This window comes from Nocardia crassostreae (assembly GCF_001613405.1).
Lineage (GTDB): Bacteria > Actinomycetota > Actinomycetes > Mycobacteriales > Mycobacteriaceae > Nocardia > Nocardia crassostreae.
This window is the reverse complement of record NZ_BDCH01000017.1, coordinates 34,224-55,574: the sequence shown is the minus strand read 5'-3', so window position 1 is coordinate 55,574 and position 21,351 is coordinate 34,224. Positions and strand designations below refer to the sequence as shown.

The following is a 21,351-nucleotide window of genomic DNA, read 5'->3' as shown; positions in this document are numbered from 1 at the left end:
GCACTGGTACCGCGGTATGGCCGACGAGATCGTCGCCCCCGCCCTGCAAGCCATCCACACCTACACCGGCAAGGGTTGGACGGTGGCCGCCCTGGCGGCCGAATCCGGTGTCTCCCGGGCGCTTTTCGCCAAACGCTTCGCCGCGGTCATGGGGCAGCCGCCGCTGAACTACCTCACCGAATGCCGGATGGACGAAGCCGAGGAACTCCTCGCCGATTCCGATCTCACCGTCGCCCAGGTCGCCAAGAAGGTCGGCTACGCGGACGCTTTCGGTTTCAGCGCCGCGTTCAAGCGTCATCGCGGCATGATCCCCAAGGCTTTTCGCAGCGCGGCGGTCGCGGCCTGAGTTCAGGCGTCCCGCAGGTGCGCCGCGCGCAGGGTGAGGCAATTGCGTTCGGGCGTGCTGTGCGTGCGGTTCGCGGCGGCCAGGTAGTGCGCCACGGCTTGTTCGCGGTCACCGGCCATTTCGTGGAGATGGCCGCGGACCGCGTCGAGACGGTGTGAGCCGGACAGGGTTTCGGCGACGCTGGCGGCCAGATCCAGTCCGGCCTGCGGACCGTGCACCATGGCGGTGGCGACGGCGCGATTCAGCGTCACCATCGGATTGGGTGCGAGGGCTTCGAGTTTGTCGTACAGCACCAGGATTCGAGTCCAGTCGGTCTCCTCGGCACGCCGCGCCTGAGCGTGCAGCACGGCAATGGCCGCCTGGATCTGATACGGCCCGGTGAGGCCGGTGGACAGTGTGGCGGTCACCAGCTTGACGCCCTCGACGGTGGCGGTGCTGTTCCAGCGGCTCCGGTCCTGTTCGGCCAGCGGAATGAGTTCACCGTGCGGTCCGGTGCGGGCGGCGCGGCGGGCATCGGTGAGCAGGAGCAGCGCGAGCAGGCCGGTGACCTCGGTGTCGCCCGGCAGCAGCCGGTGCAGGGCGCGGGTCAGGCGGATCGCCTCGGCGGAGAGGTCGGTGCGGTGCAGGTGCGCGCCGGTGGTCGTGTGGCCCTCGGTGAAGATCAGATAGAGCACATGCAGCACGGCCCCGACCCGGTCGCGCCATTCGTTCGGATACTCGCCCTCCCCACCGGATCCGGCGAAGGGCCGATCCACTCCGGCGAGCCGCTTCTTGGCGCGCGAGATGCGTTGCGCCATGGTCGCCTCCGGGATCAGGAAGGCGCGGGCGATCTCCTCGGTGGTGAGCCCGCCCACCGCCCGCAAGGTCAGCGGAATGGAACTCGCCGGGGTCAGCACCGGATGGCAGCACAGGAAGAACAGGGTCAGGCTGTCGTCCCGCTCGGCATCGCCGTCGGACAGCACATCGGCGGGCATCGGGACCTCGCGCAGCGCATCGGCGGCCTCCCGATTGCGCCGAGCCACCTCGGCGCGGATCGTATCGACGAGCCTGCGCTGGGCCACCGAGATCAGCCAGGCGCGCGGATTCTCCGGCAGCCCGCCCTCGGGCCACTGCGCCGCCGCCGCGAGCATGGCCTCCTGCAGGGCGTCCTCGGCGGCGTCGAAATCACCACTGCGGCGCACGAGTACGCCGAGGACCTGCGGCGCGAGTTCACGCAGCAGGTCCTCGATTTCGTAGGTAGCGGCAGACATCTACGGTGCGAACGGCTACAGCTCGGTGGCCGGTGCGCCCATGATCGCCCGCACCTCGATGTACTCACCGATCGGCTTACCACCTGGACCGGGGCCCGAGGAGGCTTTGGCCGCGATCTCGATCGCCCGCTCCGGGCTGTCCACATCCACGATCCAGTAGCCCGCCAGGAATTCCTTGGTCTCGGGGAACGGGCCGTCGGTGATCACCGGTGCGGACCGCCCGTCCGAGCTGACCAGCCGGGCCTCGTCCGGACCCGCGAGACCCTGGGCGTCGACCAGTTCGCCCGACTTGGCGAGCTCCTCGCCGAGCACGCGCTGGAAGTCGATGTGCGCCTGGATCTCCTCCATCGACCACTCGTTCATCGGGGTATCGCAGTGGGCGGCGGGGGCGTAGGTCTTGATCAGCATGTACTTCATGGTGGGGCTCCTATGGTGCGGTGCGCCGCGGTGGCGCTCTCACGGACAGGTCGGAACCCCACCCGCGTCTTCGACGTACTTTCGGATTCGATCGATGTGACGGTCATCACGTCGGTGGCTATAGCGGCGCGCTCGTATCGGCCAATCGTTCCGGATCGACCGGTTCGCCGCTCAGGATCAGCTCCTTGATCCGCTCGGTCACGTCCCAGACATTAACGTTCATGCCCGCCAGCACCCGATTGCCCGAATCCAGCCAGAACGCCACGAACTCCCGCTTACCGAGATCGCCGCGGACCACCACGCGGGCGTCCTGACCGGGCGCCACATATCCGGTGTACTCCATCCCGAGGTCGTACTGATCGGTGAAGAAGTAGGGCAGCCGGTCGTAGACGGCCTGCTTGCCCATCATGGTGGCGGCCGCGACCGCGGGCTGATTGAGGGCATTCGCCCAGTGCTCCACCCGGATCCGCTGCCCCAGCAGCGGATGCTGCTGATCGGCGATATCCCCGATGGCGACAATATCCGGATCGCTGGTGGCCAGGCTCTCGTCCACCAGCACGCCGCCGTCGGTGGCCAGGCCGCTGTCGGCGGCGAGCTCGATATTCGGCCGCGCGCCCACCGCCACCAGCACCGCATCGGCATCGATGACGGTGTCGTCGGCCAGTTTGACGCCGGTGGCGCGCCCGTCGGCGGTCACGATCTCGGCCACCCGGGTTTCGCAGCGCAGATCCACGCCGTGATCGCGGTGCAGCTGGGCGAAGACCGCGCCCATCTCCGGGCCCAGGGCGTTCTGCAGCGGTACGGCCAAGGACTCCAGCACGGTGACCTCGAGTCCGGCATTGCGGTCCGCGGCCGTCACCTCCAGGCCGATCCACCCGGCGCCGATCACCACCAATCGCCGTGCGGCGCGGAACATCTCCAGCAGCGCCTCGGTGTCCTCGGCATTGCGCAGCGTGTACACCCCGGTCGCGTCGGAGCCGGGAATCGGCAGCTTGCGCGGCCGGGATCCGGTGGCCAGCGCCAGTTTGTCGTAGTTGAGGGTCGTACCGTCCGGCAGCGCAACGGTATTGGCGGCGCGATCGATGGCGGTGACGGTGGTGCCCAGCAGCACCTCGATATGGTGGTCGCGATACCACTGCGCCGGATCCACGATGGCGTCCTCGGGCGTCTTCTTGCCCAGCAGACAGTCCTTGGACAGCGGCGGCCGCTCGTAGGGCAGCCGCTCCTCCGCGCAGATCAGATGGACGGTGCCGTCGAAATCATTGGCCCGCAAGGCCTCCGCGAGCTTGGCCGCCGCGAGCCCGCCGCCCGCGATCACGAACCTGGAATGTGTGGTCATGGCCGAACCTCCCTGCGCCGCGCGCGGCGGCCGCCGACGATGAGGCTTGATATCCGACCCTAACGCGAGATTGCGGGGGCCCGGCGGAAATACCGGGAAGAATGTCTGTTGTTGCGCATGGGGAACGGCCGTTCCCCACCGGCCGGATTCCCTGCGAAAGGAAGCTCCCGTGAGCGACGCCAAGAAGGATCGGGTCGATTTCTGGTTCGATCCGCTGTGCCCGTGGTGCTGGATCACCTCCCGCTGGATTCTCGAGGTCGAGCAGGTGCGCGATATCGAGGTCCAGTTCCATGTGATGAGCCTGTCGGTCCTGAACGAGGACCGCGAGGGCCTGCCCGAGCAGTACCAGGAGCTCATGCGGACCGGCTGGGGTCCGGTGCGCGTCGCCATCGCCGCCGCGCAGGCGCACGGCGACAAGGTGCTGCCGCCGCTCTACGCCGCGCTCGGCACCCGCCTGCACAATCGCCGCGCCGAGTACGAGGGCCGCGAGGACCTGCTGAAGGCCGTAATCGCCGAGGCGCTCGCCGAGACCGGTCTGCCCGCGGAACTGATCGAGGCCGCCGACAGCACCGACCACGACGAGGCCCTGCGCGCCTCGCATCACGCCGGAATGGACAAGGTCGGCAAGGATGTCGGCACGCCGACCATCCACGTCAACGATGTGGCCTTCTTCGGGCCGGTGCTCTCCCGCATTCCGCGCGGTGAGGAGGCGGGCAAGGTGTGGGACGGCGTCGTCGCCCTCGCCTCCTACCCGCACTTCTTCGAGCTCAAGCGCACCCGCACCGAGGATCCGGAATTCGACTGAAGCGGATTCCGGCGGGGTCCGGACTTGCCGGACCCCGCCGGTTGACCACGGCGCTCTAGCCCGACGAGCTCGACGAGCCTGAATCCGAGGAACCCGACGAGCCGCCCGAGTCGGAGGAGCTCGACGAGCTGCCCGAATCGGACGAGCTCGGTGATCCCGACCCGGGTTCGGACTGTGTCGGCGAACTGGTGTACCCGCCGGAATCGGCCGGGCTGCCGTATCCGCCCGGACCGGCCCAGCCGCTGTCGCCATAGCCGCCGGGGGAGTAGGGCGGCGGGCCGCCGTACCCGCCGGGGTTGGGGTACGGCATGGGTCCGCCGCCGGGTCCGCCGACGCTGTACTGCGTCGGGGTGTCGCCGTATCCACCCTGCGGATACGGGTACGGCTGACCTTGTGGCCCTTGCGGATACGGCGGATAGCCGTACGGCGGCGGGGTCGGCGGCTGCATGGGCGCGCTCGGGCGCAGGAACAGCCGCCCGTGCCGACTGCGGTCGCGCAGCGCCCACATGCGCCAGGTCAGCACCGGATGGCTGGACATGGCATTCACGAACCAGATGAAGCCGCCCTTCTCGACGGCGGCGCGATCGGCCATCTCGTCGAAGCTCACCAGGCTGTTGAGGTACTTGCCCCCGGCCAGGGTCTGCATGGCGGCGGGAGCCCCGGTGTGCCGGTTGCAGTAGCCGTAGTTGTCGGCCGTGTACTCCTGCGAGCGGATCAGCGAACTGCCCAGGCCCGGCAGGAACGGCACCAGGAACATGCCGAACTGCCGCCAGTAGGAGACGTGCCCGGCCGCGATGTGCCCGACCTCGTGGCCGATGATGAATGCCAGCGCATCGGGCTGCCGTGCGGCGCCGCCGATTTCGAACAGATCGCTGTTGACGGCCACGAATCGCCGGAACCCGTGCCCGGAGGCGAAGGCATTGATGGCGCCGTTGCCGAGCACCACGTAGGCGTCCGGCGCTTCCTTCATACCGAGGCGCGCCGCCGCCTCCTGCACCATCCGATAGCCCTCGGGGAACTGCGTCGGCGATATCCTCACGCCGTTCACGCGCAGGGTCGCGTAGTTCATACCGCGCCCGATCCACAGCAGTACCGGCGCGAACACCATGATCAGCACATAGTCGTTCAGCGTGCCGGTGACCAGCATCAGCACGGCGAACAGATACACGAGGGCGGTCATCACCACCACGACCACCAGCAGCGGGATCTCCCAGCTGTGCCGCGCGGGCATCCCGAACGGCGACAGGCCGCGAGTGTGCTGATGTGGCGGAATCTGCGGCGGCGAATAAGCCTGCTGCGGAGCCCACCCCGGCGGCCCCACGTGCGGATTCCACCCGGACATACCGGTCACCGGATTCCAGCCCGGCTGCCCGGTGGCCGGAGGTCCCCCCGCATGCGCGGTCGGCGGCAATGGTCGATCGTCGGACGTCATGACCTGCACTCTATTCAGTTCTCGACGCGCCCGCCGGTGCGCTGGTGGTTTGGGTGCGGAGCCCGCGGGAGTTGCCTGGGGGTTCGGGGGGCGGAGCCCGCGGGAGTTGCCTGGGGGTTCGGGGGCGGAGCCCCCTGAGAGTCCCGAGAGTTGGCTCCTGACAGAATCGCTGCCATGCGCGTATACCTGGGTGCCGACCATGCCGGCTTCGAACTGAAGAACCACGTCAAGGCTCACCTGGAGGGGCAGGGCCACGAGGTCGTCGACTGCGGCGCTCTCGAATACGACGCCCTCGACGACTACCCGGCCTTCTGCATCGAGGCGGCCCGCCGCACCGTCGCCGACCCGGGCTCGCTGGGCCTGGTCTTCGGCGGCTCCGGCAATGGCGAGCAGATCGCCGCCAACAAGGTCCCCGGCGCCCGCTGTGCCCTGACCTGGAGCGTGGAAACCGCCCAGCTGGCCCGCCAGCACAATAATGCCCAGCTCGCCGGCATCGGCGGCCGCATGCACACGCTGTCCGAGGCGCTCGCCATCGTCGACGCCTTCATCACCACCCCCTGGTCCGGTGAGGAGCGCCACCAGCGCCGCATCGACATCCTCGCCGAGTACGAGAAGACCGGCGTCGCCCCCGCCGTCCCCGCGTACTGACCTGTGCCGGAAGGCCATACGCTGCACCGCCTGGCGAAACTGCACCACAAGCGTTTCGCCGACGGTCAGGTTCGAGTGTCGAGCCCCCAGGGCCGTTTCGCCGATGACGCGGCCCGCCTCGACGGCCGGGTCCTGACCCGCGCCGAAGCCTGGGGCAAACACCTGCTGCACCACTACGATTCGGGCCTGATCGTGCACGTCCACCTGGGCCTGTACGGCGCCTTCACCGAATCCCCCTATCCCCTCGGCGAACCCGTCGGCCAGGTCCGCATGCGCCTCATCGGCGGCGGCCGCACCGGCGAGGTCTACGGCACCGACCTGCGCGGCCCCGCCGCCTGCGAAATCCTCCTCGAACCCGAGGTCGCCGCCCTCATCGACCGCCTCGGCCCCGACCCGCTGCGCAAGGACGCCGAACCGGATCGCGCCTGGGCCCGTATCCACCGCTCCCAGCGTCCCATCGGCGCCCTGCTCATGGACCAGAAGATCCTGGCCGGGGTCGGCAATGTCTATCGAGCCGAAGTTCTTTTCCGCCACGGCATCTCGCCGGACCGCCCCGGTGCCGAACTCGCTTACGAAGAATGGCAAGCGATGTGGGCCGACCTGGTCGACCTCATGAAGGTCGGCGTTCGCAGCGGTAAGATCGTCGTCGTCCGCCCCGAGGATGATCACGGTGCACCGGCCTACGCCAAGGACAAGCCGCGCACCTACGTCTACCGCCGAGCCGGAAACCCCTGCCGCCTATGCGGTACCACGGTTCTGCACTCGGTTCTGGATGCCCGAAACCTGTTCTGGTGCCCGACCTGCCAGCCCCATTGAACACCGATCAGGGCTGGATCGACTTCTCTCACCATGTGACGAAGCTCCGGCGGGTCAGCGCCCCAGCCGGGGGCGTCGTCAACCTGCGTGTCCAGGCGCGGAACCTCGCCCCGAGATAACCGGACCCGCCTCTCCGATCGGGCGTGTTTCGGGCTCGTGCAGGACTTCAGCGGGGTGAGCGGATGGTGAGGGGTCCTTGACGCTCGGGCAAGGACATCAGCCAGTTGCCGGTGATGGCGAGCATCGCGGTGTTCGCGCTACGTAGGTCGGTCTCCAGTCGCGCGATCAGATCGCGTAGGTCGATGCTGGCCGAACCCACCTGTAGCAGTGTGGATTTGGTGTCCTCGACGACGCCGCGGATCCGGTCCAGGCGCTGCAGCACATCCAGCAGGTTGCGTACGACATCGTCACCGAGGGTCAGAAACGCTGCGACCCCGGCGTCGTCGTCGGTGAGCTCGCCGGCGTTGTCGTTCCACGCCGCCTGCCGGTCGCCTGCCGTTTCATCGTGGGTGCTCATCGACCGCACCTGGTCCGGTCCGGGGTTGTTCGATCATGAAAACCTTTGTGGAGCAGCGTCATCGAGGCGCTCCTGTCTGGCCATCGACCGGCCGGGTAAGAGGTGAGGACACCGCCGGGACGGCGATGTACGAGCGGTCACCATCAGTTCACGTTATACCCATCGAGCCCGGCCGACACTATTACCCGGTACGGCGAACTTCGTCCATGACCGACATGCGTCCGACGATTGCGCCTATCGTTGACTGCAGGGGCTTTCACCGCTGCCGAGCCTGTCCATTCGCTACGGACCTCTTCCTCAGTGGGTGTAGCGAAAGGCGGGTCCGGCAATGCGTCTAGACTGGCACAGCACCGACGCTGTGATCGTGAGCGTGGCAGCCGCTGCCCCAGCGGTCGTCGGACTGGATTGGGCACACGCGGTCATCCCTCTGCCCAGTATCGACTCACCGGACATGCACGCCTGGATCGGACGTCAGCACACCACAACCGACCGGCCACGCCGCACAGTAGTCACTCCCAGCGACCGGTTCCCTGTCGCGCTCGACCAGCTACCACACCGGCGAATCTGTGTTCCTCCAGGAGAATTCGCCACCTTTACCGCACTGCTCGGTAACATGCGGTAGCACCCGTCCAGGCTCATCGAAGAGCCGAATCCCGGCCCCTGATCGTGTCCCGGTCCAGACCGCCCGATGTAGAAGAGCTTCGCACCGACCTCGATGCGAAACTCTCCAGGAGTCGATCGCGCGGAATCAGACGGCGCGGACGTCCGTGGCGTGGGGCCCTTCTGGCCCTGCTCCACCGAGAACTCGACGCGCTGACCCTCGTCGAGGGATTTGTAACCCGCGCCGCTCAGGGCCGAGTAGTGCACGAAGACGTCCGGGCCACCGCCGTCCTGGGCGATGAAGCCGAAGCCTTTTTCAGCGTTGAACCATTTCACACTGCGCGGTGACGAGGGCCGTGCCGGGCGTGGCCTGAGGTACGCCGCGTGCGGTAGTCGCTTGGACTGGTCTGTTGCCAGTAGGCTGGTCAGTGGTTCCGGTGATTGCCGAACCGCTCGAGGCCTCTCTGCGGTCCAGTTTCTCGAATCGCGATGCCACCCGAATCTCTCGGAGAGGCGAATGTGGCAAAGACCGCGGGCGAAACGAACGACCGAGACTCCACGGCCGCCGTGGCGGAGCATGATGGCGTCTGGGATGAGGAGAAGTCCCCGGCGCTGCTACGGGCGCGCAAGGAGGCCGAGCTCACCGCCGCGGGGGATTCGACCCGTGCGTATCTGAAGCAGATCGGGCGAGTTCCCTTGCTCTCCGCGGCCGAAGAGGTCGATCTCGCGGTCCGCATCGAGGTCGGGTTGTACGCGGCGGAGAAGCTGTGTGCCGAGTCTTGCGATCCCTCGGGTCTCACGGTCGCGCGCCGCCGGGACCTGACCTGGGTCGTGCGCGACGGCATCGCAGCCAAAGATCATCTGCTCGAGGCGAATCTGCGCCTGGTTGTATCGATCGCCAAGCGCTACACCGGACGCGGTATGGCTTTCCTCGACCTGATCCAGGAGGGCAATCTGGGTCTGGTGCGGGCGGTCGAAAAGTTCGACTACAGCAAAGGATTCAAGTTCTCGACCTATGCCACCTGGTGGATCCGCCAGGCGATTTCTCGCGCCATGGCCGACCAGTCCCGCACCATTCGGATACCGGTGCACATGGTGGAGATCATCAACAAGCTCGGACGTGTTGAGCGCGAACTGTTTCAGCAGCTGGGGCGTGAGGTCACCGTCGACGAGCTTGCCGACGAATTGGAGATTACCCCCGCGCGGGTTCTCGAAATTCGGCAGATCGCACGGGAACCGATCTCATTGGATCAGACCCTCGGTGACGATGGCACAACCCAGTTCGGTGATCTCATCGAAGACTCCGAGGCCGTCGAGGCCGTCGAGGCTGTCGAGGCGGTGGCGTTCACCCTGCTGCAGGAGCAGTTGCGGGCAGTACTCGACACACTCAGCGAGCGTGAATCCAGCATCATGCGCCTGCGCTACGGCCTGGACGATGGGCGGCCCCGGACCCTCGACGACATCGGGACGATCTACGGTGTCACCCGCGAGCGGATCCGCCAGATCGAGTCGAAGACGATGTCGAAGCTCCGCCACCCATCACGCTCGCGGTTGCTCCATGACTACCTCGAATAGCGGCGAGCGCAGTCGACCGCGGGCTACCGGCCCTTCTTACTCTTGTTCTCGAAGCCCTCGACTCCGGGTTGCGAGTCAGCCGATTTGGCTTTCTTCTCCGCTCGTTTCGCCTTCAGGGATTTGCCCTGAGCCTTGGACATTTTGCTGCGCGGAGATTTGTCGGACAACTGGTTGGTCCTTTGTTTGGAAGGCCTACACGGCCTCGATGTCCCCGACCCTACGCCACCACGGCACGTCGAGGTTCCGGTTCGGGCCGGTGCGAGCCGCAGGCGGGTTGATCGACGGCGATCTCGCCCATCGTGTGTAGCCGCCGTCGGGTCGCGGGGCCTGTCCCCAGGCGGTGGTGAGACGCGTCATGATGGCGGGGATGTCGACGACGTCGGTTGGCGGCACGAGCGGGGGTGCGGGCACTGCGCGCGGGGTGTGGACACAGACGAGCAGGTGTGGACCGCGCAGTTCGAGCCCGACGGTCAAGGCGTCACCGGGATCGGTGTGCGCGAGCATTTGTTCGACCAGCTCGGTCGCCACCAGGCGCGTCAGTAGTGCTACTTGTGCGATGAACCAGCCGTTGCAGACCTCCTCGACCATGCAGCGGACCTGATATCCGGCCTCGACGCCGTGGCCCAGCACAAGGTCCTGCGAGTGGCCACCCGAGCCCCGTGCGTGGACCGCGTGCTCGATGCCTGCGGCGAAGACCGAAGGCTCCCGCTGGCCTCGAGCCTTGCCGTCGCGTGCAGCGCACGGGCCGCTGCGACTGAGCGATCCGCAATCGTACGCCGCCAGCAGATGCGATCGCTGGATCTGGATGGATATCGTCGGCTCAGCTAGGGTGAACTAATTGGATACTGACCGGGGTCGGCAATGTCTATCGGGCGGAAGTTCTCTTCCGGCACGGCATCTCGCCGCATCGTCCCGGAAAGTCGTTGTCCCGCACCGAATGGGATGCGATGTGGCTGGACCTCGTGGAGTTGATGAAGGTCGGTGTCCGCCGCGGGCGGATGCACGTCGTGCGTCCCGAACACGACCATGGCGCACCGTCTTACGCCACCGATCGCCCTCGCACCTACGTCTACCGGCGTGCGGGGGAGCCTTGCCGACTGTGCGGAAGTCCTGTTCTCCACACGGTGATGGAGGGCCGAAACCTGTTCTGGTGCCCCACCTGTCAGCCCAGCTAGGTCGTTACCTGGTCCAGAAGCCGTCGTGGACGGTGGCTGCTTCCGGGATGTCGATCGGCCCGATGACGGGCAGATCGCGCTGTCCGGCGGCGAAGACCTCGCGGCAGGGCAGGGCCATGGTGGGGTTCTCCGGGTCGGCGCCGGTCAGGGCGAGCAATTGGTCCTCGCCGAGGGCGTAGACCACGCGGCCGATATTGCCCCAGTAGATGGCTCCCGCGCACATGGCGCACGGTTCGGTGCTGGTGACGAGGGTGCAGGTGCGCAGGAATTCGGCGTCGTATTTCGCGGTGGCGAGCCGGACCAGGTTGGTCTCGGCGTGACCGGTCGCATCGCGGTTGGTGGTGACGGTGTTCTCCGCTTCGAGCAGCACCTCGCCGCCGGGTCCGGCCAGCAGCGCGCCGAAGGGGTGGTTGCCGTGTTCGCGCGCGCGTCGCGCGATGGCGATCGCGGTGTGCAGGTTCGCGCGGTCCCGGTCGGTCAAAACAGTGGCGGTGCTCATGCGGCGACCTCCTGTCACGAAGGTTCGGGGCAGAGCGTAATTCCCTCGAGGAGTTCGCTGTGCCCGACATCGTCGCCGGTGGCGCCGACGCCGCGGCGGCAGAGGTCCGCGGCCACCTCCGCCGGATCGGTCACCCAGAGCTCCGAGACCGAGTCGCCGATGCCGAAGACGCGATTGTCCGCCTTCCGGTCGAAGCGGGTGAACCAGCGCCAGCCGAATTCGGCGGACAAGCTGCTGCCGATCGGATCGATGGCGGTGGGATCGGTGACATCCCACAGCCGGACGGTCTGATCGACACCGGCGGACACCAGGCGGCGACCGGTTTGGTCCAGTGAGAGATCCGTGACCGGCGACGTGTGGGCGGGCGTTCGGCCGGACGGTCGCGGATCGGTCGGATCGCTGATGTCCCAGGAGCGAATCGACTCGTCGTCGCCACCGCTGAAGAGGTAGCGGCCGTTCGGGGCGAAGGCGAGTGCGGCCACCGGACCGGAATGGCCGGTCAGGCGGGCCCGCAATTCCGGATGATTGCGATCGCTGATGTCCCAGAGGTAGATGATCGCATCACCGGCTCCCGTCGCGGCGAGCTTGCTGTCCGAGGAAATGGCCAGCGACCGAAAGGACCTCGTGGTGTCCGCGGCGGCCGATCCGAGCGGAACCGGGCGCGCCGGATCGCGGACGTCCCACAGGCGCAGCGAGGTGTCGTCATCACCGGTGACCAGGAAGCTGCCGTCCGGGCCGAAGACGGCGGCGGTGAAATAGCGCGTGCGCAGTCGTTGCGGCGATCCGAGCGGGGTGGGGTGACTCGGGTCGGCCACATCCCAGAGCTGGAATCCGCCGCCACCGGAGTCGGCGGCCACCAGCGTGCGGCCGTCGGGTCGAATCCCCACCCACACACCGCTGTTCGGCGCCACCGCGGCATGCGCCGCACCGGCGAAGGTCACCCGGTGGGCATCGTCGATGGACCACAACTGGAAGTCGCCATCGTCCTCGCCGGTGATCAGGAGATCGCCCGTGGCGTCCACATCGACCGAGGTGAACGGTGAATCGGTGAGGACCGGGATATCGGCGGGCGGGAGCGACCAGACCCGGATCCGCCCGTCGCCACCGGCGGAGATCAGATTGTTGTCCTGGGTCAGCCCCAGGGCGGGCACCGCGCCCCGGTTGCCGCGGACCGGATGCCCCACGGGCTGGAATCCGGACGGCGTGAGCTGCCACAGGGCCACCGCGCCATCGGCGCCGCCCGAGGTGAGCTGACCCGGGCCGAAGACCAGCGCGTCCACCGCGCCGCCGTGCCGGGTTTGCTGAATACCGAACTCCCGGGGCGCATTCCGGTCCGCGAGCGACCACAGCCGCACCGAGCCGTCCGCGAAACCGGCGGCCAGCAAGTCGTCCGGGCTGATGGCGAGTCCGCGCACACCGTCGCGCTCGGCGGCGAGCGGTGCGCCGACCGGCGCCGGGCGATCCGGATCGGTGATATCCCACAGCCGCACCGTGCGATCGTCACTGCCGCTGGCGAGCAGCGTCCCGTCCGCGCTCAGCGCCAGCGCCGAGGTCGGACCGGTATGCGCGGCAACGGTTTTCCGCAGGCGGGGCGCCGTCGGATCGGTGACATCCAGCAGCGAGAGCGCGCCGCTGTCGTCCGCGGTGATCAGCGACCTGCCGTCCGCGGTGAACAGGAGCGCCAATACCGCCGAGCCGATCTCCGAAACACCCAGCGCGCGAGGTTCTTTCGGATCGCGAATATCTCAGAACCGCACGGTGCGGTCGTACCCGGCGCTGGCCAGCACCGTACCGCCGGGTGCGAAGGCGACCGAGCTCACCGCCTTGGAATGACCGCGCAATCCGGCGTGCACGGCCATCGGCCGCTGGCCGCCGTGGGTGGTCCACAGGCGGACCAGGGTGTCGTCGCCCGCGCTGGCGAGCAGGCGGGTGCCGGGATGATAGGCCAGCCCGTTCACCCGTCCGGCATGGCGATCGGAGGACGCGTTGATGACCGAGGTGGACTGGGTGGCCAGCAGCCGGGCCTGGGCCTCGGGATCGCCCGGGCGAAGTCGATAGGCGGCCAAGGCCATCCGGGTCGCGTCCGCCGGATCGAAGTCCACCGCCCGCCGCGACTCCGCGACCAGGGCGGCGATCCGCGCATCGCTCTGCTCCCGGGCCAGGGCCCGGCGCTGCGTGCCCACGAGTGCGGTCGCGACCAGCACGCCCACCACGAGCAGCGCCGCGGCGGCGCGCAACAGCCTTCGCCGCCTGAGGATTTCGCGCTGCCGCCGCCGCGAGCGCGTGATGAACTCCCGGGCGACGCGATTGATCGAACCGCCGCCGAGCGCCGATTCGGCGGGCTCCAGTCGCTTTGCTCCGTACAGCATCGCATCCGGTTTCCCAGCGGCGTACCAGCCGCGGGCGTCCTCCTCGATGCGGTGCCGGGCCGGAGCGAGTTCCCTTTCCGCCGACACCCATTCGGCCATGCGCGGCCAGGCCCGGGGGATCGCGTCGTGCAGCAGCTCGATCTCGTCGTCGTGCACGATCGCCAGCCGGGCGGCGACCAGCCGATCGATCACCGCCTCGGTTGCCGCCGCGTCCTCGGACTCGATGATAATGACCTTGCGGGACAAGCGATTCCGCGAGACCGAACGCGGCCCGATAATGGTCAGCGCCAGCAGGACCGAACGGGCGGTGTCCTGCTGCGCGGGCGTGAGCGAGGACCACATGCGCTCGGCCGCCGCCGCGACCGACCCCGCCATCTCACCCGCCCCGCGATAGGCGTCCAGGGTCAGGGTGCGACCGCTGCGATTGGCCCAGGTCGTCTCCAGCACATGCGAAAGCAGTGGCAGCAGTGCGGCTTTGCCGTCCTCGGAGGTGGCGGTCGCGAGATCGCGCAGGATGAGATCGACGAGCGCGGGTTCCACCTTCAGGCCACAGGCCAGGGCGGGTCCGGTAATGACCCGGCGTAGATCGTCCTCGCTCATGGCGCCGACGATCACCGAACTCTGGTGCATCGCGTGCGCCAGCATCGGGAATTGAATGACGTCGTTGAAGAAGTCGGACCGGATGGCCATGACCGCGGTGAGCGGGCGCTCGGCCGCCGGATTGGTCGCCCGCGCGAGTTCGGCGATGAATTCCCGGCGTTCTGTCTCGTCCGTACAGAGGGTGAACAGTTCCTCGCCCTGGTCGATGAGCAGCAGTACATCGCCGGTCTCGGGTAGACCAGTCAATACTTCGCGTAGCGCGGCGGCCGGATGCGCACCGGGGGTGAACAATACGGGCGCATGGTCTTCGGGCCGGGCTTGCAGGCCCGCCGCGAGCAGGGAGGACTTTCCGGCGCCGGACACGCCGACCAGCAGCACCAGCCGGGGGAGGCCGTCGTCCTCCTCGAACACCCCGATCGCGTCGAAGACGGCTTCCCGGTCGTTCTCGCGGCCGAAGTACAGGTCCGCATCGGCCGCGCCGTAGGGCGAAAGGCCGCGATAGGGCGGATATCCGGGCTCGCGCACCCGCAGGGCCAGATCGCCCTGATCATCCTTGGCCTGCTGCCAGGCAACCCGCCAGCGATGCAGCTCCAGCAGGGTGGGATCGAGGGTTTCGGGCAGCTCGCGGGCCTTGGCGTCGCCGATCAGCACGGCCAGCACCGGAAGGACGGACTCCCAGGTGGCGGGCACCCGATTGCCCCGGCGCCAATCGCTCACCCGCTGCACCGTGACCGGGGAACTGCCCGGCACGCCACGCGCATTCGCCCGTCGCACAATGGACTTAATGGTCGGCGATCCGGCTGTCTCGAACAGCTCGGTCAATCTCTCGGCGAAGCGCCTGCGCGCACCGGCTGCTACCACCCGCTGGCTCCTCGGAAAGTCTTGTGACTCGCTGTGAACACCGGGGCAATTCCGTGCGACTGACGCTAGCAGGCCGCAGGTGCTAACCAGCTACTTTTCAGACAACGATCGGATGTCCGAAAACGACGCGAAGCGGGTCCGGCTGGCATGAGCCGGACCCGCCGCATCCAGGTGGATCAGAACACCGGCAGCTGCACGCCGAACGACGCGGCGAGCGCGGTGCCCGCATCGGTGATCTGCTGGATACCGGCCGCGATCGGATCGGCCTGAATCGGGGCGGGATCCGCCGCGACCGGGGCCGCGGCCGGGATCACCGGCGCGGAGACGGGGCTCGTGACCGGCCCCGGGGTCATTTCGTCGATGGCGAAGAAGTCGGCCGCGCCCAGTCCGGCACCCGCCAGCGCGCCCACACCCGCGCCGACCAACGCGCCGACGGCCGCACCCATCGGGAAGGCGATGGGTGCGGTGGCGGCCGCACCGGTCGCCGCGCCGAGCACAGCGCCGGTGGTGCCGCCGATAGCCAGGCCGACCGGGAAGCCCAGCGCGGCGCCGATGGGCGCGCCGACAATACAGCCCACCAGGAAGTACGGCAGGCCGACCAGACAGCCGACGCCCGCACCGATAGCGGCGCCCGCCAGACCACCGGCGGCCATACCCGCCAGGCCGACCGCACCGGCGCCGACGATCGCGCCGGGCAGTGTGCCGGACGCGCCGCCGACCACCGCGCCGACGACGCCGCCGACGGCCGCGCCGCGCGCCGCACCGGCGGTGGCGGCATTGCCGATGGTCACCGGACCGGTCTTGACCTCGTTCCGCAGCGCGCGGGTCGGGTCGGCCGGAGTCGCCTCCCAGGAGGCGGCGCTGTCCGACGGCGCCAGGATGACGGGCGGCGCGGAGATGGCGCTGGGCGCCGAGCCGACCTGTTGCACGGAAGCCGGAGCCAGGGGCGTAGCCGAGGCGGTGGCGGCGCAGACCGCGACCGGTACGGCGGCGGCGAAGGCAGTCACGATGGCCAGTTTCGACTTGGTGATGCTCATGGTCGTTTCCTTCCGGTGTGTGCACCATCGGGCAGGTTGGGAACCCTCCGTCGGTTCGAGGTGAACCGAGATGCTTGCCCGTCGGGGCGGAGACCAGAGTGCGGATCGGCGCACCGGGCGAACAACGCCGCTGCGCCGAATCAGTGGAAAATCCGCAGGTCAGAGTGGTCGGCCGGGAATTCCGCTGCGGATCGCGCCATCGTGAAACCCGTGCGCTGGGTCTCCTCGAAATACCGCGTTAAGTGGCCATCGCGTAGAGCAGCCACACCGCGCCCGCAATGACGCCCAAGGTCACCGGCACCGCGCCCAGGCCGCCGAGGAACACCATGGCCGCCGGGCTGCCGCCGGTGCGGCGCCAGAGTGGAATCAGGATCGCGACGATGGCCAGCCACAACAGCAGCGCTATGACCGGGCCCACATAAATGGAGGCGACCCACAGCGCCGAGGCGAAAAGCCATATGCAGACGGCGAAGCAAAAGAAGGTCATGATCGCGCCGCTGACGAGACCGCCGATGAAAGTCGCGGTGCAGCCGATCCAGCCGAGGTCGCCCGCGTGCGAGTACTGCGCCGGTTCGTAGCCGGTCCGGCTGTGGTTCGTCTGCCCGTAGTTCATCGCGCTCCAACTTCCCCGAGACGAACCGGTTCGGCAACCGGATCGGGGCCAGCAGTCACCACCGCCGTTGAATCCACCGAAGTCGACGCCCCCGAGATCGGTTGCCGGAGCCGTGTGGACGGGATCGTATCCGGCCGCGGCGCAGCCGGGATCGTTGCCGCCCGCCGTGGCGCCGCCGGTGTCGCAGCCGGGGTTATTGCTCGTGGCGAGGCCGAACCGAATCGATGCCTCAGAATCCGCCGCCGAAGTCGCCGCCGCCGTCGAATCCGCCGAAATCGCTGCCGCCGAAGTCGGTTCCCGAATCGGTGTAGCCGGGATCGTATCCGGCGTCGGCGTAGCCGGGATCGTTGCCGCCCGCGTCGGAGCCGGGGTCGTAGCCCGGATCCGTACCGTCGTAGCCGCCGCTACCGGCGTCGAGGCCCGCCTGGAAGCCGTCGCCGTAACCGTTCTCGAAAGCGGCGGCGTCGTAGCCGACTCCGGCCATACCGCTGAAGAGCGCGTCGAACAGCAGGACCGAGCCGACGCCCCAGGCGCCCGCGACGAGTGCCGTCTTCCACCAGGGTTCGGAGTACCAACCGGCCGGTACAGGGCGTCCGGCCACCCGGCCGCCCGGATAGTAGTTGGGCGTGCGCGAGGTCGGCGTCGGCGAGGCTTCGATGCTGCGCCCGTCGTAGTTCACGACGCGATCCTCGGTCACCCGGCCCGCGCCGCGTTGCCCGTCGAGTTCGGGAACGGCGGGACCCGGGTCCATGCGCATGGCGGTGCGGGCCGCCCGCACGTAGTAGAGGCCCTCCAGCGCAGTCTCTTTGGCCAGTCGCGCCTGCGCGGGGGTCTGCGCCTGTTCGATCTGCGACCCCGCGGCGGTGAAGCGCTCGGCGGCATCGGCGAGGGCTTGTTTGGACGGATCGTCGGTGCCGGTCAGGTTGTAGACCTGCCCGCCGAGGCGCTCGATCACCCGCCGCGCATCGGCTTTCGCATCCGCGAGCCGCGTATCGGCGCGCGAGCGCTGCACCCGGCCGACGGCCAGCACCGCCACCGCCACGACCACCATCACAATGAGCAGAACGACTACCGTAGCCACGCCGACCAGCCTACGCGGCGTAGTTTGCTGACGAATTGCTCTATGCTGCCCTCATCCGGCGACCGCCGCGAAGCGGGAATCTCGCCCCCGCGCATCGACCTCCTCGGCATCGAACTCCGACACCGCGAACTGTCGTTTGCCCGCCGATTTCGCCGAGTACATGGCGCGATCGGCGCTGCGCAGCAGATCCGAGAAATCGCAATCCCGGCCGGGCGGGCAGAAGGCGGTGCCGACGCTGGCCGAGGCAGGCACCGGACCGGCCGCCGTCGGCACCGGTTCGCACAGCGCCGCCAGTACGCGCATGGCCAGTTCGCCGAGCATATTGCGCCGGGCGGGTAGCGCGACCACGAACTCGTCGCCGCCGTAGCGGGAGATCACCGTCTCCGGCGGGCAGGTCGAGCGCAGCCGCTGGGCAATGGTGACCAGCACTTCATCGCCGACCGAATGGCCGTAGCCGTCATTGATCGCCTTGAAATCGTCGAGATCGATGAGCATCAGCCCCACCCCGCGCGCGGGATCGGTCGACATCATCCGCACCCGCTCCTGCAGCAGCGACCGGTTCGCCAGATCGGTGAGCGCGTCATGGGTGGCCTCGTGCCGCAGCCGGGTCTGCAGCGCCGCAATCTCCTGCACCCGCACCGAGACCGCCTCGGACAGGCTACGCTCCTGCTGCGCCAGGGCCCGCTGCTGCAGCGCCTCGGCGTAGCTGTCGATGGCCTGACTGGCGACGAACGGCCAGCGGGTGGCGATGAGCGAGCCCGGATCGCCGGGCGCCAGGCCCAGCAGCGCGCGGCTGGCGGGGGCCAGCATGCGGGTCCGGTCGAACGGTGATTCGGCCAGCTTGCGGCCGACGGCGCGGGCGGCGGGCACCGGGAACGGTTCGTTCCCAGCCAATTCCAGCAGCTCGTCGATAATGTGATTGAAGATGGTTTCGAGCTCGTCGGGAGTCAGTTCGGGTCCGTCGCCGTTCCAGGCCGGATGCACCGCGCGCACCCACTCCCGGACGGTGGCCGCGACCACGGCCGAGGTTCGGATATCCAGTCGCACCGGCATGCCGATCACCCCGCGCACGTGGTGTCGGTGCCGGCAGCGCCGGTCGCGCCCTTCGGCTGGAACTCACTGCCTCGCGGTCGGCTACACCACTGGTGCATGCTCACCGCCCCCTTTCCAGATACCCCCGTCCGGACAAAAAGGATCCTAGCAAGCCACCCGGCTTCGAAAACCCCTGATTCAGAACAGGTTCCCGTAACCTCGCGAATGGCGATCGGATGGTTGGTCGCTGAGATCTCGGCGGTGTTACAACCAATTTCCGCGCGTCCCCCACGCCGCGCCGCCGCGCCCGCCTGACCGGCACCGACATGGGAGAACAGGGCCCGATTGGCATTCCGCGAGTGAGGTTCGGTACAGTGCTCAACGCATGCGGCATCGGCAGCGTCCGATGTGCGGCCTGCGGGTGTAGTTCAATGGTAGAACCTCAGCCTTCCAAGCTGATGGTGCGGGTTCGATTCCCGTCACCCGCTCTTGTCCCTCGGGATGTCTGACGGGGTGTAGCGCAGCTTGGTAGCGCATCCGCTTTGGGAGCGGAGGGTCGCAGGTTCAAATCCTGTCACCCCGACCATCTTTCGATTCTTGTCCGTATCGCGCGTCAGCGCCCGAGTGGGCGGTCGCCGGAATGCCTCGGCGACAATGTGATCGCCGAGGCTCTCGGGTATCCAGAAGTCACCGCCGCCCCGTTGGGCGGCGGTTCTCGTGTGGGGTGGGCGCTACTTCGGCTGTTCGGGCTGGGGGGCCTGGGTGGTGACCTTCGGCTTGTCGGCCCACTTGGTGGTGCCGTCGGCGGCGTTCATGGTGGTGAGCAGGTCGATACCGGAGGCGATGAGGGTGGGGCCGCCCACGGCGATGGTGCCGATGATGCCGCCCGCGGTGGCGCCGGTGGTGAGGCCGGGGATGCAGCCCGCCACCAGGGTGGCGATACAGCCGATGGTGGCGCCAATAGCGGTGCCGACGAAACCGCCGATGCTGGTGGCCAGGCCGAACTGGGTGGTGAAGTCGTTGAGGGCGCGCTGGTTCTCCAGCTGCGAGGCAACGGGTTTCACGGCCAGGGGCTGAGTGAGATCGACCCCGGCGGGCTTGTCGGGGGTGAGGGACAGGACGGTGGCGTCCTTGTCGACCTCGGACTTGACCGGGATGGCGATGGGGCCCAGACGGAAATCCAGGGGGAGGGTGAGCAGGATATTGCCCTCGCCGTCCTTGACATCGACCACGTCCACCACGGCGGCCGGATCGGCGGGGGTGCCGTCCGGGGCGAGCAGGACGCCGTCCTTTTCGACGAGCCGTTCGCCGCCCCCGGCCTCCAGCTGGCTGTCGAGGGCCCGCGAGAGTGCGAAGGTGCCGCCCTCGAGGGTGGTGACGACCGCCTTGTCCACCAGCTTGGTCGAATAGGTGATGTGCTCTTGCGGTGTGGGCTCGGCGTTTGCCGAACCGGTTGCCACGGTGAGCGCGCCGATCACCAACGCTGCGGCCGCGGTGGCGCTGCGGAACTCCATGCGTTATCCAATCCGTCATCAGGTGTGGAAACGTCCCCAACCCCTCGGAGGGTCCAACCTGGCAGCCTAGTGGAAGACGCAGATAGCGAAAGAGTTTCGGGCGCGCGAAAACGGACGAAAATTATTCGGTCGTGATCGATAACTTATCCGGCCGACCGGTTCGCCGCGCTGCCGCTCACTCTAACGCCCCGACCACACCCGTGCGTCCCGAACACGGCAGACTGCGTCCATGAGTCTCAGGTACAGCGCGGGAGTCCTGCTCTATCGCCGCACATCCGGCCTGGAAGTCCTCCTCGGCCATATGGGCGGTCCACTCTGGGCGAAGAAGGACGCCGCCGCCTGGTCCATCCCCAAGGGTGAATACGAACCCGCCGAAGAGGATCCGCGGGCCGCCGCCGCCCGCGAGTTCACCGAGGAACTCGGCCTCCCGGTCCCCGACGGCGACTGGACTCCCCTCGGCGATGTCGAATACGGCAGCGGCCGCGGCAAGAAGCAGGTCACCGTCTGGGCCGTCGAGGGCGACCTCGACCCGACCCAGGTCGTTCCCGGCCACTTCGACATGGAATGGCCACCCCTCTCCGGCCGCATCCAGCAGTTCCCCGAAATCGACCGCGCCGACTGGTTCGCCCCGGACCTCGCCTACGAGAAGCTCGGCAAAGGCCAGCGCGCCTTCCTGGACCGGCTGACCGACCACCTCACGGGAACAACACTCACGCCGCGGGAATAGCTGGCCCAATCCGAGCGCCGCCGCGCCCAGTCCACCTCCGCGCCGACTGGACCCGCGGACTTTCGTGCCACTGTGCCCAGCGCTCTTTCGTGTCGCTG

At 68.3% G+C, this 21,351-nt stretch carries 18 protein-coding genes, 2 tRNA genes and 4 pseudogenes; 9 read left to right on the top strand and 15 right to left on the bottom strand.

Features of this window, described 5'->3' with window-relative positions; all coding sequences use genetic code 11:
* Positions 1-16 precede the first annotated feature (16 nt).
* A complete protein-coding gene (locus tag NC4_RS43985; protein WP_281186313.1) occupies positions 17-346 on the top strand; it encodes a helix-turn-helix transcriptional regulator in 330 nt (109 codons plus the stop codon).
* A gap of 2 nt (positions 347-348) precedes the next feature.
* Here the strand turns inward: NC4_RS43985 and NC4_RS16785 are convergent, their stop codons facing one another.
* The 3 genes from NC4_RS16785 to NC4_RS16775 form a co-directional block, all read right to left on the bottom strand.
* The gene (locus NC4_RS16785) at positions 349-1,596 is read right to left on the bottom strand and encodes an RNA polymerase sigma factor (RefSeq protein WP_067538950.1); all 1,248 of its coding nucleotides are present in this window, start codon (positions 1,594-1,596) and stop codon (positions 349-351) included.
* 15 nt (positions 1,597-1,611) lie between these two features.
* The gene (locus tag NC4_RS16780) at positions 1,612-2,013 is read right to left on the bottom strand and encodes a YciI family protein (protein WP_067538948.1); all 402 of its coding nucleotides are present in this window, start codon (positions 2,011-2,013) and stop codon (positions 1,612-1,614) included.
* 118 nt (positions 2,014-2,131) lie between these two features.
* The gene (locus tag NC4_RS16775) at positions 2,132-3,352 is read right to left on the bottom strand and encodes an NAD(P)/FAD-dependent oxidoreductase (protein WP_067538945.1); all 1,221 of its coding nucleotides are present in this window, start codon (positions 3,350-3,352) and stop codon (positions 2,132-2,134) included.
* 169 nt (positions 3,353-3,521) lie between these two features.
* Here NC4_RS16775 and NC4_RS16770 point away from each other — a divergent pair, with 169 nt between their 5' ends.
* Entirely contained in the window at positions 3,522-4,157 is a 636-nt protein-coding gene (locus tag NC4_RS16770) for a mycothiol-dependent nitroreductase Rv2466c family protein (RefSeq protein ID WP_067538938.1), read from the top strand.
* Positions 4,158-4,494: 337 nt separating this feature from the next.
* Here NC4_RS16770 and NC4_RS16765 read toward each other — a convergent pair.
* Positions 4,495-5,388, bottom strand: a pseudogene (locus NC4_RS16765) (M48 family metallopeptidase); the annotation flags it as partial.
* A gap of 375 nt (positions 5,389-5,763) precedes the next feature.
* On the opposite strand from NC4_RS16765, the gene NC4_RS16760 reads away from it, so the two are divergent.
* Both NC4_RS16760 and NC4_RS16755 read left to right on the top strand, forming a co-directional pair.
* Positions 5,764-6,237, top strand: a complete 474-nt coding sequence (locus tag NC4_RS16760; protein ID WP_067538931.1) for a ribose-5-phosphate isomerase — start codon at positions 5,764-5,766, stop codon at positions 6,235-6,237.
* Positions 6,238-6,240: 3 nt separating this feature from the next.
* Positions 6,241-7,053 (top strand): Fpg/Nei family DNA glycosylase, encoded by an 813-nt coding sequence (locus NC4_RS16755; RefSeq protein ID WP_067538929.1) that lies wholly within the window; start codon positions 6,241-6,243, stop codon positions 7,051-7,053.
* A gap of 166 nt (positions 7,054-7,219) precedes the next feature.
* Here the strand turns inward: NC4_RS16755 and NC4_RS16750 are convergent, their stop codons facing one another.
* Both NC4_RS16750 and NC4_RS39085 read right to left on the bottom strand, forming a co-directional pair.
* The gene (locus NC4_RS16750) at positions 7,220-7,570 is read right to left on the bottom strand and encodes a hypothetical protein (protein ID WP_067538927.1); all 351 of its coding nucleotides are present in this window, start codon (positions 7,568-7,570) and stop codon (positions 7,220-7,222) included.
* A 748-nt stretch (positions 7,571-8,318) separates the two neighbouring features.
* A pseudogene (locus tag NC4_RS39085) lies at positions 8,319-8,506 on the bottom strand (cold-shock protein).
* Between the two features lie 240 nt (positions 8,507-8,746).
* Between NC4_RS39085 and NC4_RS16745 the strand changes: the two are divergent.
* A pseudogene (locus tag NC4_RS16745) lies at positions 8,747-9,745 on the top strand (RNA polymerase sigma factor); the annotation flags it as partial.
* Positions 9,746-9,937: 192 nt separating this feature from the next.
* Here the strand turns inward: NC4_RS16745 and NC4_RS16740 are convergent.
* A complete protein-coding gene (locus NC4_RS16740) occupies positions 9,938-10,375 on the bottom strand; it encodes a hypothetical protein (protein WP_067538926.1) in 438 nt (145 codons plus the stop codon).
* A gap of 212 nt (positions 10,376-10,587) precedes the next feature.
* On the opposite strand from NC4_RS16740, the pseudogene NC4_RS39080 reads away from it, so the two are divergent.
* Positions 10,588-10,920, top strand: a pseudogene (locus tag NC4_RS39080) (zinc finger domain-containing protein); the annotation flags it as partial.
* A gap of 4 nt (positions 10,921-10,924) precedes the next feature.
* On the opposite strand, the gene NC4_RS16735 reads toward NC4_RS39080, so the two are convergent.
* The 7 genes from NC4_RS16735 to NC4_RS16705 form a co-directional block, all read right to left on the bottom strand.
* Positions 10,925-11,419, bottom strand: a complete 495-nt coding sequence (locus NC4_RS16735) for a nucleoside deaminase (RefSeq protein ID WP_067538924.1) — start codon at positions 11,417-11,419, stop codon at positions 10,925-10,927.
* Positions 11,420-11,433: 14 nt separating this feature from the next.
* The gene (locus NC4_RS16730) at positions 11,434-13,104 is read right to left on the bottom strand and encodes a WD40 repeat domain-containing protein (RefSeq protein ID WP_067538922.1); all 1,671 of its coding nucleotides are present in this window, start codon (positions 13,102-13,104) and stop codon (positions 11,434-11,436) included.
* Between the two features lie 60 nt (positions 13,105-13,164).
* On the bottom strand, positions 13,165-15,249 hold the full coding sequence (locus NC4_RS16725) for an ATP-binding protein (protein ID WP_157554810.1): 2,085 nt from the start codon (positions 15,247-15,249) through the stop codon (positions 13,165-13,167).
* 176 nt (positions 15,250-15,425) lie between these two features.
* Entirely contained in the window at positions 15,426-16,286 is an 861-nt protein-coding gene (locus tag NC4_RS16720; protein WP_067538917.1) for a hypothetical protein, read from the bottom strand.
* Between the two features lie 238 nt (positions 16,287-16,524).
* The gene (locus NC4_RS16715) at positions 16,525-16,899 is read right to left on the bottom strand and encodes a hypothetical protein (RefSeq protein ID WP_067538914.1); all 375 of its coding nucleotides are present in this window, start codon (positions 16,897-16,899) and stop codon (positions 16,525-16,527) included.
* Positions 16,900-17,128: 229 nt separating this feature from the next.
* On the bottom strand, positions 17,129-17,950 hold the full coding sequence (locus tag NC4_RS16710; RefSeq protein ID WP_439957527.1) for a DUF1542 domain-containing protein: 822 nt from the start codon (positions 17,948-17,950) through the stop codon (positions 17,129-17,131).
* Positions 17,951-18,031: 81 nt separating this feature from the next.
* Entirely contained in the window at positions 18,032-19,033 is a 1,002-nt protein-coding gene (locus tag NC4_RS16705; RefSeq protein WP_084529330.1) for a GGDEF domain-containing protein, read from the bottom strand.
* A gap of 396 nt (positions 19,034-19,429) precedes the next feature.
* On the opposite strand from NC4_RS16705, the gene NC4_RS16700 reads away from it, so the two are divergent.
* Together NC4_RS16700 and NC4_RS16695 are read left to right on the top strand one after the other, a co-directional pair.
* A tRNA-Gly gene (locus NC4_RS16700) sits at positions 19,430-19,500 on the top strand.
* A gap of 21 nt (positions 19,501-19,521) precedes the next feature.
* Positions 19,522-19,598 (top strand) — tRNA-Pro (locus tag NC4_RS16695).
* Between the two features lie 145 nt (positions 19,599-19,743).
* On the opposite strand, the gene NC4_RS16690 is transcribed toward NC4_RS16695, so the two are convergent.
* The gene (locus NC4_RS16690) at positions 19,744-20,526 is read right to left on the bottom strand and encodes a DUF8020 domain-containing protein (RefSeq protein WP_067538906.1); all 783 of its coding nucleotides are present in this window, start codon (positions 20,524-20,526) and stop codon (positions 19,744-19,746) included.
* A 229-nt stretch (positions 20,527-20,755) separates the two neighbouring features.
* Between NC4_RS16690 and NC4_RS16685 the strand changes: the two genes are divergently transcribed.
* Positions 20,756-21,253 carry an NUDIX hydrolase gene (locus NC4_RS16685; RefSeq protein ID WP_067538904.1) on the top strand — a complete coding sequence of 166 codons (498 nt, stop codon included), beginning with the start codon at positions 20,756-20,758 and terminating at the stop codon, positions 21,251-21,253.
* Positions 21,254-21,351 lie beyond the last annotated feature (98 nt).

What these genes read in the sequence shown, in the direction of transcription:
- NC4_RS16720 (WP_067538917.1), bottom strand. Translation starts at nt 16,286, where the DNA reads ATGAGCATCACCAAGTCGAAACTGGCCATCGTGACTGCCTTCGCCGCC.
- NC4_RS16785 (WP_067538950.1), bottom strand. Translation starts at nt 1,596, where the DNA reads ATGTCTGCCGCTACCTACGAAATCGAGGACCTGCTGCGTGAACTCGCG.
- NC4_RS43985 (WP_281186313.1), top strand. Translation starts at nt 17, where the DNA reads ATGGCCGACGAGATCGTCGCCCCCGCCCTGCAAGCCATCCACACCTAC.
- NC4_RS16735 (WP_067538924.1), bottom strand. Translation starts at nt 11,419, where the DNA reads ATGAGCACCGCCACTGTTTTGACCGACCGGGACCGCGCGAACCTGCAC.
- NC4_RS16775 (WP_067538945.1), bottom strand. Translation starts at nt 3,352, where the DNA reads ATGACCACACATTCCAGGTTCGTGATCGCGGGCGGCGGGCTCGCGGCG.
- NC4_RS16750 (WP_067538927.1), bottom strand. Translation starts at nt 7,570, where the DNA reads ATGAGCACCCACGATGAAACGGCAGGCGACCGGCAGGCGGCGTGGAAC.
- NC4_RS16705 (WP_084529330.1), bottom strand. Translation starts at nt 19,033, where the DNA reads ATGCCGGTGCGACTGGATATCCGAACCTCGGCCGTGGTCGCGGCCACC.
- NC4_RS16715 (WP_067538914.1), bottom strand. Translation starts at nt 16,899, where the DNA reads ATGAACTACGGGCAGACGAACCACAGCCGGACCGGCTACGAACCGGCG.
- NC4_RS16685 (WP_067538904.1), top strand. Translation starts at nt 20,756, where the DNA reads ATGAGTCTCAGGTACAGCGCGGGAGTCCTGCTCTATCGCCGCACATCC.
- NC4_RS16760 (WP_067538931.1), top strand. Translation starts at nt 5,764, where the DNA reads ATGCGCGTATACCTGGGTGCCGACCATGCCGGCTTCGAACTGAAGAAC.
- NC4_RS16710 (WP_439957527.1), bottom strand. Translation starts at nt 17,950, where the DNA reads ATGGTGGTCGTGGCGGTGGCGGTGCTGGCCGTCGGCCGGGTGCAGCGC.
- NC4_RS16690 (WP_067538906.1), bottom strand. Translation starts at nt 20,526, where the DNA reads ATGGAGTTCCGCAGCGCCACCGCGGCCGCAGCGTTGGTGATCGGCGCG.
- NC4_RS16780 (WP_067538948.1), bottom strand. Translation starts at nt 2,013, where the DNA reads ATGAAGTACATGCTGATCAAGACCTACGCCCCCGCCGCCCACTGCGAT.